Annotated in this window: 7 protein-coding genes; 3 read left to right on the top strand and 4 right to left on the bottom strand. The window is 70.9% G+C overall.

Going from position 1 to position 12052, the window contains the following annotated elements:
* Window positions 1–4 precede the first annotated feature (4 nt).
* Both HQK15_RS02055 and HQK15_RS02050 read right to left on the bottom strand, forming a co-directional pair.
* Window positions 5–319: a WXG100 family type VII secretion target gene (locus HQK15_RS02055; protein WP_173489765.1), complete on the bottom strand. Its 315-nt coding sequence runs from the start codon at window positions 317–319 to the stop codon at window positions 5–7.
* Window positions 320–443: 124 nt separating this feature from the next.
* Window positions 444–1832 (bottom strand): hypothetical protein, encoded by a 1389-nt coding sequence (locus HQK15_RS02050; protein WP_173489764.1) that lies wholly within the window; start codon window positions 1830–1832, stop codon window positions 444–446.
* Between the two features lie 163 nt (window positions 1833–1995).
* Between HQK15_RS02050 and eccCa the strand changes: the two genes are divergently transcribed.
* Together eccCa and HQK15_RS02040 are read left to right on the top strand one after the other, a co-directional pair.
* Window positions 1996–5958, top strand: a complete 3963-nt coding sequence (gene eccCa / locus HQK15_RS02045; RefSeq protein WP_367649033.1) for a type VII secretion protein EccCa — start codon at window positions 1996–1998, stop codon at window positions 5956–5958.
* Window positions 5959–5988: 30 nt separating this feature from the next.
* Entirely contained in the window at window positions 5989–8535 is a 2547-nt protein-coding gene (locus HQK15_RS02040) for a DEAD/DEAH box helicase (protein ID WP_173489762.1), read from the top strand.
* Between the two features lie 27 nt (window positions 8536–8562).
* Here the strand turns inward: HQK15_RS02040 and HQK15_RS02035 are convergent, their stop codons facing one another.
* Window positions 8563–9897, bottom strand: coding sequence for a cytochrome P450 (locus HQK15_RS02035; protein WP_173489761.1), 1335 nt, complete (start codon window positions 9895–9897; stop codon window positions 8563–8565).
* A gap of 1 nt (window position 9898) precedes the next feature.
* A complete protein-coding gene (locus tag HQK15_RS02030; RefSeq protein ID WP_173489760.1) occupies window positions 9899–11365 on the bottom strand; it encodes a flavin-containing monooxygenase in 1467 nt (488 codons plus the stop codon).
* Between the two features lie 78 nt (window positions 11366–11443).
* Here HQK15_RS02030 and HQK15_RS02025 point away from each other — a divergent pair, with 78 nt between their 5' ends.
* Entirely contained in the window at window positions 11444–12049 is a 606-nt protein-coding gene (locus tag HQK15_RS02025) for a TetR/AcrR family transcriptional regulator (RefSeq protein ID WP_367649032.1), read from the top strand.
* Window positions 12050–12052 lie beyond the last annotated feature (3 nt).

Raw genomic sequence — 12052 nt, 5'->3', positions numbered from 1 at the left:
TCTCTCAGCCCTGCGTCGTCATGCGGTTGGCCATCTGCTGGTACTTGTCCTGCTGCGCCTGGTCGGTGACCGTGTAGGCCTTGTCGGCGCTGGTGAGGTTCTGCTCGAAGACCTCGAGGGCCTTGAGGATGCGGCCCGTCTCGCGGGTCCATGCACCGACGAGACCGGTGAAGCTCTCGGAGCCTCCGCCCTCCCAGGAGCCCTTGGTCTCCAGACGGGTCGGCAGGTCGGCAACCTGGCTGTTGAGCTGACCGTAGGCGTCACGGACGAGTCCGGCGGCCTTGGTCAGCGCTTGTTCTTCGCGACTGAGATCGGTCATGAGTGGTCCCCCTTGCGCTCTCGCGCCCAGACGATGTGTGGCCCCAGACTATGACAGCAAGTCTTGAATGACTACTCGAGGATGATGAATTTCTAGTTCATCGTGACTAGGGTCGCACCGGTCGTCATCCGGAGGTCAGGACCCGCATCCAGTCGAAGAGTCCGGTCGCGAGCGGGAGCGACCCGTAGACCAGGACGCCGGCGAGCGTCTCGGCCGTCTCGGCGGTCCGCGACCAGCGCACCGACGTCCACCCTCGGCCGGCCGCTCGGGCCACGACGAGCAGCAGCGCACCGAGCGCGACCACCGCCGTGGTGAAGATCGGCCGGGCCGAGACCCCGAGCCCGGTGAGCATCGAGAGCGTGATGAGGACGAGGATCACGGTGCCGGTGGTCCGCTGCACCCGTCGGGCCACCCGGATGCGCAGGTTGCGCGCACCGAGCGTCATGGACGCACCGGCGCCGAGGCACAGCATGACGATGCCGATGCGGCGGCTCGTGCCGGGATCGCCCATGGCGAGCGCAGCCGTGGCGGTGAGGGCTGCTGCGGCGGCGAAGACGCTCGCGGCGTCGACGAGACGCAGGGCGTGGCGGGCGACCGACTCGACGTCGTCGCGGCGGATGACCCCGCGGAACGAGCGCCGGGGCTGCTCGCGAGCGGTCCAGGCAGTGACGGCCAGCCGGGCGAAGTCGAGCAGCACGTGGTCGGGCACCTCGACGACGCGTGCAGGGACGAGCCGGGTCGACACGGTGGCGAGCGTCAGCACCAGGACCCAGAAGGTCGTGGTGGACCAGTCCATCAGGAGGCACGCGGACGCGGCGCCGGCGACGGCGGCGCCGGTGAAGATCCACGCGATCAGCCAGTCGTCGGCCACCCGCGGGGATCCGGTGCGGACGGCGGCCGCTGAGGCTGCGGCCACCAGCCCGGCGACGGCGGCCACGAGCAGGACGTCACCGCTGTCACCGTCGCCGAGCGTGGCGACGGCGGACGTGGCGGCCGCAGCTGCCACGAGAAGGGGCACGACGGACAGCCAGGCGCGGTCGACGCGGCGATGGCCGCGGGCCAGCAGGATCGTCAGCAGGGCGAGCACCAGGAGGCCGGCCGTCACGCCGTCGGCGGCGACTCCGCCCTCGAGCGATCCGGCGACGGCGGCGACGATCGCCGCGGCGACGGTGGCGACCGGGCCCATCAGGTCGCGCCGCGCCTCGGCGCGCACGGGTGCGGGGGTGTCGTCGTCGGCCTCGTCGCGGCCCAGGACCCGACGCCCCGGCAGCCCGGTGCCGGTGATGGCGACCAGCACGTCGCCGTGCGTCAGGCCGGCGCCGTGGACGGTGCTGCCGGCGGCGAAGGGGCGACCGGAGGAGGCGTGCAGGGTGATCGGGTCGCACTGCGTGTGGTCGACGTACATCGCGGCGAGGGAGGTGATCTCGGTCCAGAGCGGCACGGCCAGGTCGACGCGTCCGCCGTCGCCGAGGATCGTCAGTCGCACGGTCGCGTGGACGATGCTGTCGGTCATGTCGGCCCCCCTTTCGCCTGGGACCATGGTGCCCGATCGCGCTCAGGTTGTCGCCACAGGCTGTCGCCCGCGGTGCCGGCCCACATCTGGACCCCTAGAATCGTGCGAGCAACGGGGGGCCGAGGCATGGCCGCCCCTCATCCGAGGATCGACGGAGGTCCACGTGTCCACGACACTGCGCCGCGGGGAGCGCATCGAGCGACCGGCCGTGCCCGAGGGACGGCTCGAGGTCCAGTCGCCTCCTGAGCTCCAGCCGCACGAGGGCATCGGCGGTGCCCTGATGATGGCGCTGCCGATGCTGGCCAGCGTCGGCTCGATCGTCTTCGTCGCGTCGAGCGGTGCCGGGGCCCGCGGCTTCATCGCGGCAGGCATGTTCCTGGTCGCGACACTCGGCTTCGTCGTCGTCAACGTCGAGCGTCAGATCAAGCAGCGCAAGACCAAGGTCGCCGGCTCCCGCCGTGAGTACCTCCAGTACCTCTCGACGGTGCGCAGCAGCGTCCGCCGTGCGGCCGACGCGCAGCGCGCAGGCCTGATGTGGCTGCACCCGTCGCCGACCGTCCTCGCCACCTTCGCCGAGGAGGGCAGTCGGGTCTGGGAGCGTGGCGCCGACGACCCGCACCGCCTCCACGTCCGCTACGGCACGTCGACCCAGCCGCTGGCCGTCGAGCTGGTGCCGCCGGAGAGCGCCCCCATCGACCAGGTCGACCCCGTGTGCGCGTCGGCGCTGCACCGGCTGCTCGCGGTGCACCGGGCCCAGCCCGGCCTGCCCGCGGCGATCGACCTCGGCGCCTTCAGCCGGATCGAGCTCATCGGCGCCGAGCAGCCCGTCCGGGGCCTGGCCCGCTCGATGGTGAGCGAGGCGGCCGCGTTCCACAGCCCCGACCAGCTCGTCGTCGCCGTGCTCGCCGACGGCGACGCGGTGCAGCAGTGGGACTGGGTCAAGTGGCTGCCGCACGCGCAGAGCAGCCGCGAGTCCGACGCGGTCGGGCCGAGCCGCATGGTCTCGCGGTCGATCGACGACCTCGCCGCGATGCTGCCGCGCGAGCTCATCGATCGTCCCCGCTTCGGTGCCGAGCAGCCGGTCGAGGGTCCGCACCTGCTGCTCGTGGTCGACGGTGCCGCGCTGCCTCCGGGCAACCACCTCGTGCCCGAGGAGGGCGTCCACGGCGTGACGGTGCTCGAGCTGCCCGAGCGCTGGGGCGAGCTGGAGGACCCCACCCGGCTGCGGCTGGAGTTCGAGGACCGCCGCGACGAGAGCGCCGTGACCGCGTGGCGCCGCCACGAGGAGCCCGTCCGCGCGTCGGCCGACCGCCTCGACGTGGCGTCCGCCGAGGCGTTCGCCCGCCGACTCGCCCCGCTGGGCGCGGTCGAGGGTCCCGTCCGCGACGACGCGATGGCCGGCACCCCCGACCTCACCGACCTGCTGGGTCTCGGCGACGTCCGGGGCCTCAACGTCGAGGACGCCTGGCGCGACCGTCCGGCCCGCGACCAGCTCCGGGTGCCGATCGGCGTGGCCGGCAACGGCGCACCGGTCTATCTCGACATCAAGGAGTCGGCCCAGCAGGGCATGGGTCCGCACGGCCTGGTCATCGGCGCGACCGGCTCGGGCAAGTCCGAGCTGCTGCGCACTCTCGTGCTCGGCCTCGCCCTGACCCACTCGTCCGAGACGCTCAACATGGTGCTCGTCGACTTCAAGGGCGGCGCGACGTTCGCCGGTCTGTCCGACCTGCCCCACGTCTCGGCGGTCATCACCAACCTCGAGGACGAGCTGCCACTGGTCGACCGCATGCAGGACGCCCTGTCGGGCGAGATGGTCCGTCGTCAGGAGCAGCTGCGCCGCGCGGGCAACTACGCCTCGCAGCGCGACTACGAGAAGGCCCGCGCCGCGGGGGAGGACCTCGAGCCGCTCCCCAGCCTGTTCATCGTCGTCGACGAGTTCTCCGAGATGCTCTCGGCCAAGCCCGACTTCATCGACCTGTTCGTCGCGATCGGCCGTCTCGGTCGATCGCTCGGCCTCCACCTCCTGCTCGCCTCGCAGCGCCTCGAGGAGGGCCGCCTGCGCGGCCTGGAGAGCCACCTGTCCTACCGCATCGGCCTCCGGACGTTCTCGGCCGGCGAGTCCCGGGCGGTGCTCGGGTCTCCTGACGCCTACGAGCTGCCCTCGGTGCCCGGCCTGGGCTACCTCAAGGCGGACCAGTCGAGCATGACCCGGTTCAAGGCCGCCTACGTCTCGGGGCCGCCGCCGCGTCGTGTCGCGACCGTCGCCCCCGACGGCCAGCAGGCGCGCAGCATCCTCCCGTTCACGACGAGCCACGTGCTCGCGCCCATCGAGAGCGAGCCGTCGACGCCCGAGGTCGTGGTGGCTCCGGTCGCCGAGAGCACGGCGTCCGTGCTCGACATCGCGGTCGACACGATGGTCGGGCAGGGGCCGCAGGCGCACCAGGTGTGGCTGCCGCCGCTCGACGTGCCCGACACGCTCGACGTGCTCATGCCCGACCTGACCGAGACCGACGACACGGGTCTGCTGTCGTCCCGCTGGAGCGTCTACGGCGGCCTCCGCGTCCCGGTCGGCACGCTCGACCGTCCGCGCGAGCAGCGCCGCGAGGTGCTCTCGGTCGATCTCTCCGGCGCCGGTGGTCACCTCGCCGTGGTCGGTGGCCCCCGCAGCGGCAAGAGCACCGTGCTGCGCACCGTCGTCGCGAGCATCGCGCTGACGTCCAGCCCGCGCGAGTCCCAGGTCTACGTCCTCGACTTCGGTGGCGGCACGTTCGCCGGCATGACGGACCTGCCGCACGTCTCCGGTGTGGGCACCCGCGCCGAGCCCGACGTCGTGCGCCGCATCTTCGCCGAGGTCAGCGGCATCGCCGACCGGCGCGAGGCCTATCTCCGCTCGCAGGGCATCGACTCGGTCGAGACCTACCGTGCCCGCCGCCGCGAGGGTTCGGTCGACGACGGCTACGGCGACGTCTATCTCGTGATCGACGGCTGGAGCACCCTGCGCTCCGACTTCGACTCGCTCGAGATGGAGATGCAGAACCTCGCGCAGCGGGGACTGACCTACGGCGTCCACGTGCTCGCCTCGTCGTCGCGATGGGGAGACTTCCGTGCCGCGATGCGCGACCTCTTCGGCACCCGGCTCGAGCTGCGCCTCGGTGACCCGACCGACTCGGAGGTCGACCGCAAGATCGCCCAGCTGGTGCCCAACGAGCGGCCCGGACGCGGTCTCGTCTCGTCCAAGCTGCACTTCCTGTCGGCCCTGCCCCGGCTCGACGGCAAGGCCGACGGCGCGACCGTCGGTCCGGCGGTCGACGACCTCGTGGCGCGGGTCAAGGCGTCGTGGCCCGGACAGGGCGGACCCAAGCTGCGGCTGCTGCCGTCGCGGGTCGACCTCGACCGCGTGCGCGAGCTGGCGGCCCTGGAGGAGGGCGACCGACGCGTCCTGCTCGGCATCGACGAGCGTGACCTCAAGCCCGTCGGTCTCGACGTCGAGGCCGAGCCGCACCTCGTGGTCTACGGCGACGGCCGATCCGGCAAGAGCTCGCTGCTGCGCGCCTACGCCCGCGAGATCATGCGCAGCCGCACACCGGCGCAGGCGCAGCTCGTGGTCGTCGACTACCGCCGCGCGATGCTCGGCGAGCTGCCCGACGACTTCCAGATGGAGTACGTCTCGAGCTCGGCGCAGATCGAGGCGGTCATCGGTGGCCTGGCCGAGGTGCTGAAGACCCGCATCCCGGGGCCCGACGTGACGCCCGACCAGCTGCGCACCCGTTCGTGGTGGAGCGGCCCCGAGGCCTACGTGCTGGTCGACGACTACGACCTCGTCGCCCCGCAGAGCTCCTCGCCGTTGGGCCCGCTCGTCCCGTTCCTCGCCCAAGGGCGCGACGTCGGCCTGCACCTGGTCGTCGCCCGTCGCTCCGGCGGTGCGTCGCGAGCCTCGTTCGATCCGGTGCTGCAGACGCTGCGCGAGCTCGCCCAGCCCGGCATCCTGCTCTCGGGCAGCCCCGACGAGGGTGCGCTCATCGGCAACGCCCGTCCGCGGCCGTCCGCGCCGGGGCGCGGTCAGCTCGTCACCCGTGACCGGGGTCTGGAGATCATCCAGGCCGCCTGGGCGCCGCCCTCGGTCTAGGGACGGCCGGACGGCGGGGACAATGGGACGATGCCCCGCCTCATCGACCTCCTCCCACCCACCGGAGCCGCGTACGACGAGGACGCCGTCTACGAGGCCGTCGCCGAGTGGGTCGACAGCCGTGGCCTGACCCTCTACCCGGCGCAGGACGAGGCGATCCTCGAGTGCGTGGCGGGGTCCAACGTCGTGCTGGCCACCCCGACCGGCTCGGGCAAGAGCCTGGTCGCCACCGGTGCCATGGCCGCCGCGCTGGCCCGCGGCGAGTGCAGCGTCTACACCGCGCCGATCAAGGCGCTCGTCAGCGAGAAGTTCTTCGACCTCTGCGAGATCTTCGGTGCCGAGAACGTCGGGATGGTGACCGGTGACGCCGCGGTCAACGCCGATGCCCCGATCATCGCGGCGACGGCCGAGATCCTGGCCAACATGGCGCTGCGCGAGGGCGCGGACGCCGACATCGGCCTGGTCGTCATGGACGAGTTCCACTTCTACGCCGATCCCGACCGGGGCTGGGCGTGGCAGGTGCCGCTGATCGAGCTGCCGCGGGCGCAGTTCCTCCTGATGTCGGCGACCCTCGGTGACACCACCAGGCTCGAGGCCGACCTGTCACGGCGCACGGGACGCGAGACGGCGGTCGTCTCGTCCACGGAGCGTCCGGTCCCGCTGGTCAGCGAGTACGTCTCGACCCCGGTGCAGGAGACGCTCGAGCAGCTCATCGAGACCGGTCAGACGCCCGTCTACGTCGTGCACTTCACGCAGGTCTCGGCGCTGGAGCGGGCCCAGGCCCTCACCAGCATCAAGGTCGCCACGCGCGAGGAGCGCGACACGATCGCCGACGCGCTGGGCGACTTCCGGTTCTCGTCGGCGTTCGGCAAGACGCTGTCGCGGCTCATCCGCATGGGGGTCGGCGTGCACCACGCTGGCATGCTGCCGCGCTACCGACGGCTCGTCGAGACGCTGACCCAGCAGGGCCTGCTCAAGGTCGTGTGCGGCACCGACACGCTCGGCGTCGGCATCAACGTCCCGATCCGCACGGTGCTGTTCAGCGGCCTGTCGAAGTACGACGGCACGCGCCAGCGCCAGCTGCAGGTGCGCGAGTTCCAGCAGATCGCCGGGCGGGCCGGCCGTGCCGGCTACGACACGATCGGCCACGTCGTCGTCGAGGCGCCCGAGCACGAGATCGAGAACGCCCGCCTCGTCCGCAAGGCCGGCGACGATCCCAAGAAGCTCAAGCGCATCCAGCGCAAGAAGCCGCAGGAGGGGTTCGTGTCGTGGGGGCAGGGCACGTTCGAGAAGCTCTCGACCGGCACGCCGGAGTCGCTCGTCTCGCGGATGAAGGTCAGCCACGCGATGGTGCTCGACGTCGTCTCGCGCCCCGGCGACGCCCGCGCGTCGCTCGAGCGGCTGCTGCGTGAGAGTGGCGAGACCGAGGACTCGCAGGACCGGATGCTGGCGCAGGTCGACGAGATCATCGAGGCGCTGCTCGCCGGCGAGGTCGTCGAGCGCATCGATCCGCCCGACGCCGAGGGCCGCACCCTCCAGCTCACGATCGACCTGCAGGCCAACTTCGCGCTCAACCAGCCGCTCTCGCCGTTTGCGGTGGCGGCGCTCGACCTGCTCGACCGCGAGTCGCCGACGTATGCGCTCGACGTCGTGTCGGTCGTCGAGGCGACCCTCGACGACCCCCGGCCGATCATCAACGCGCAGCGGCACCGGGCCCGCGGCGAGGCCATCAACGAGATGAAGATGGACGGCATCGAGTACGACGAGCGGATGGAGCTGCTCGAGGAGATCACGCACCCCAAGCCGCTCGAGGAGCTGCTCACCGCGGCCTACGAGACGTACCGGATCGGGCACCCGTGGGTCGCCGACCACGAGCTGCGGCCCAAGTCGGTCGTCCGCGAGATGTGGGAGCGGGCGATGACGTTCTCCGAGCTCGTCGGCGACTACCAGCTCGCCCGGTCGGAGGGGCTGGTGCTGCGCTACCTCTCCGACGTCTACAAGACGCTCGGCCGCACGGTTCCGGAGAAGGCTCGCAACGACGAGCTCGAGGACCTCACCGAGTGGCTCGGCGAGCTCGTGCGCCAGACCGACTCGTCGCTGCTCGACGAGTGGGAGCAGCTGATCGCCCCCGGGGTCGACCCGCTCGAGGTCCGGCCCCAGGCGATGGCGTCCGAGACGCCGCGTCCGGTCACCGGCAACACGCGCGCGTTCCGGGTGCTCGTGCGCAACGCGATGTTCCGCCGGGTCGAGCTGGCGGCGTTCGGCCGCTGGACCGAGCTGGCCGCGCTCGACCCCGACGGGGAGTGGGACGCCGACGCGTGGATGGAGGCGATGGCGGCCTACCGCGAGGAGTACCCGGCGGAGTCGGGCTTCGCGACCAACATCGGCACCGGGCCGGGGTCGCGCGGGCCGGAGCTGTTCATGGTGCAGGAGGGGCCCGACACGTGGACCGTCCGGCAGACCTTCGACGATCCCGAGGGCGATCGCGACTGGGGCATCAGCGCGACGGTCGACCTGGCGGCGTCCGACGAGGCCGGCGAGGCCGTCGTGACCGTGACGGCGGTCGGCCCCGCCTGAGGCGGTGCACCAGCGTCCTGACGAGGGTCAGCGGGAGGTCAGGCGGAGCGGTGCCTTGTCGGCGGGGACGTTGGTGATGTTGCGGAGCTTGTTGGGCGCCGGCCGGTCGGCGTGCACCTCGAACCGTTGCAGCACCTCGCGCAGCACGACGGTGCCCTCCATCAGCGAGAACGCGGCACCGATGCAGCGACGGACGCCGCCGCCGAACGGGATCCACGTGTTGGGGGCGATCTTGTCGACCAGGAAGCGGTCGGGCGAGAACGTGTGGGAGTCCGCGAAGCTCTTTTCACGGCTGTGCGACAGCATGATCGACGGCGTGACGGTCGTGCCCCTGGGCAGGAGCCGTCCGGCCACGACCTGGTCGCTCTGCAGCGTGCGGGCGACGAAGTCGATGATCGGGTGCAGTCGCATGCCCTCCTTGAGGCAGGCCTCGAGGAACGCGTCGTCGCCGGTGTCGGCGGCGGCCGTGGCCCGGGCGAGCAGCTCGGGGGAGCGACCCAGCTCGTGGAGCGTCCACGACAGCGCGGACGCCGTCGTCTCGTGCCCGGCGAGCAGGAGGGTGACGAGCTGGTCGCGCATCTCCTCGTCGGTCAGCGGTGGCTCGTCGGAGTCGCCGTCGCCGACGCGCAGGAGCCGCGAGAGGACGTCGTCCCTGCCCGCCAGGCCGTCGGGGCCGCTGTCGTGCGCCGCCCGACGCTCGCGGATCTCGGCGTAGAGCAGCTCGTCGACCGCCTGCTGGTTCTTGAAGTAGCCCCGCCACGGTGGCAGGGCGAACAGCCTGGGGTACGACCAGGCGAGCAGCATCTTGGCGTCGATGTCGACCATGCGGTTGACCTTGGGCCGCAGCACGGCGAGCCGCTGCTCGTCGGTCACGCCGAAGACGACCTGCAGGATGACGTCGAGGGTGATCGCGTTCATCCGGTCGAGGGTGACGAGCCGGTCGCCGTCGCGCCACGAGTCGACCTCGACCTTGGCGATCGACTCCACGAGCGGTTGGTAGCCCCGCATCGACGGCCCGGTGAAGGCCGGCATCAGCAGCTTGCGGGCGCGCTGGTGCTGGGCGTCGTCGGTGAGCAGCACCGAGTGGTGCCCCATGACGGGCTTGAGGATCTCGTTGCCCTTGCCGGCGTGGAACTGCGACGGGTCGGCGGCGAAGATCTCCTTCACGTCGGCCGGGTCGCTGAAGACCACGAGCGTGCGGGGTCCCGGCAGGATGCGGATCGTGAAGGTGTCACCGAACTCGCGGTGGAACGCCGGGACGAGCCGGTCGCGGCTGCGCAGGAACCTCCACGTCATGACCGCCGGGTGGGTCGTGGGCCCGTCCGGGAGGTCGTACGTCGGACGCTCCTGCGCTCCGCTCATGTCAGGCCGCCTGCTCCCACGCGAAGTCGGGCACGTTGACCTTGCGGGTCTCCCACCAGTACTGGAACGTGAACTTCGGCCAGATCGTGCGGTTCTTGCCCTGGCTGTCGAGATACCAGCTGGTGCAGCCGCCCTGGGTCCAGATGCCCTTCTCGACGAGGCGCTGGATCTCCTCGTTGAACTCGACCTGGGCCTCCTTGGTCGGCTCGGCGGCCGCGGCGCCGCGCTGGTCCATCTCGTCGAGCAGCCGGATGATGAACTTCGTCTGCTGCTCGATCATGAAGACGACCGAGTTGTGGCCGAGCGCCGTGTTGGGGCCGAGCATGAACGCGAGGTTCGGGAAGCCGTTGACCATCATGCCCATGTAGGTCTCGACGCCGCCCTCACGGAACTGCGACGCCAGGTCGACGCCGCCCTTGCCCTTGATGTCCAGGTAGTCGAACGCGTCGATCACGTGGAAGCCCGTGCCGTAGATGATGACGTCGGCCTCGTGCTTGACGCCGTTGCCGTCGATCACGCCGTCGCTCAGGATCTCCTTGACGCCGTCGGTGCTGAGCTCGACGTTGTCGCGCAGGAAGGTCGGGTAGTACGTGTTGGACTGCAGCACACGCTTGCACCCCAGGCGGTAGTCGGGCGTCAGCTTGGCGCGCAGCTCGGGGTCGGGGATCTTCTTCTCGAGGTACTTCGTGACGATCTTCTCGGCGAACGGCAGCACGTTGAGGTGGCCGTTGAACGCGATCGCGCGTGCCTCGAGGCCCCAGTAGAGGGCGTTGCGGTAGGCCCGCTGGGCTCCGGGCACCTTGGCGAACACGGACTTGCGCCACTCGGGCGTCGGCTTGTCCTTCTTGGGCAGCACCCACGGGGGCGTCCGCTGGAAGACCGTGAGCTGGCCGACCTCCTGGGCGATGATCGGGATGAACTGGATCGCGCTGGCACCGGTGCCGATGACGACGACCTTCTTGCCCTTCAGGTCCACCGAGTGGTCCCACTGGGCGGAGTGGAACTTGGGGCCCTCGAACGTGTCGGCCCCGGCGATCTCGGGGATGTTGGGGATGTGCAGCCCGCCGACGCCGGCCACGACGAAGCGCGCCTCGTAGTCCTCGCCGGACGCGGTGCGGATCGTCCACACACGACGGTCCTCGTCCCAGGCGGCGCCGGTGACCTCGACGCCGAAGTCGATGTAGGGGCGGATGCCCTGCTCGTCGGCGACCTTGCGCATGTAGGAGTAGATCTCGGGCTGGCCCGAGAAGCTCTTGCTCCAGTCGGTGTTGAGCTCGTAGGAGAACGAGTACATGTGGCTGGGGATGTCACACTCGCAGCCGGGGTAGGTGTTGTCGCGCCACGTGCCGCCGACGTCCTGTGCCTTCTCGAGCACCACGAAGTCCTCGCGGCCGGAGGCCCGCAGCTTCATGGCCATGCCCATGCCGGAGAATCCGGTACCGATGATGACGATGTCCTTTTTGATCACGTTTCAGATACTATCGGTATCTGAGTACGATGCAAGGGTGTTTCGGACCACTAGGGGTCCGGCAGACGAGGAGCAGCAGTGACGGTCGACGGAGCCAGGACGACTCGCGCGGAGCGTCAGGCGCAGACCCGCCAGAGCCTGATCGTGGTCGCTCGTGAGATGTTCCTCTCCGACGGCTACGCCGCGACCTCGCTCGACAAGGTCGCCGTCCGGGCGGGCTTCTCCAAGGGCGCGGTCTACTCCAACTTCTCGGGCAAGGAGGAGCTCTGCATGGCCGTGCTCGACAGCATCCACGAGGAGCAGATCGCCGGAGTCGTCGACGCCTTCACCCGCGACACCGACCTCGACGGGCGCATCGAGGCCTTCGCCATGTGGGCCCGCGAGGGGCTGGGCCAGCCCCGCTGGACCGCGCTCGAGGTCGAGTTCGGCGCGATCGCGCGCCAGAGCCCCTACGTCGCGACCGAGCTGGTCAAGCGGCACCGTGAGATCCGCGCCGCGATCGCCCAGCTCGTCCGGCAGGTCACGACCGAGGCCGGCCTCGGTGACGTGGTCGACGCCGACCAGGCCGCCACGACGCTGCTCAGCCTCGGCATCGGGCTCGGGACGCTCCGCTCGCTCGACCACACGATCGACGTCGGTGTCTTCGCCGACACGATGCGCGCCCTGCTCAAGGGCTCCGTCTGAGGC

This window comes from Aeromicrobium stalagmiti (assembly GCF_013283745.1).
Taxonomy (GTDB): domain Bacteria; phylum Actinomycetota; class Actinomycetes; order Propionibacteriales; family Nocardioidaceae; genus Aeromicrobium; species Aeromicrobium stalagmiti.
Note: the sequence above shows the minus strand (reverse complement) of the source record. Positions and strands in the feature narration are given on the sequence as shown.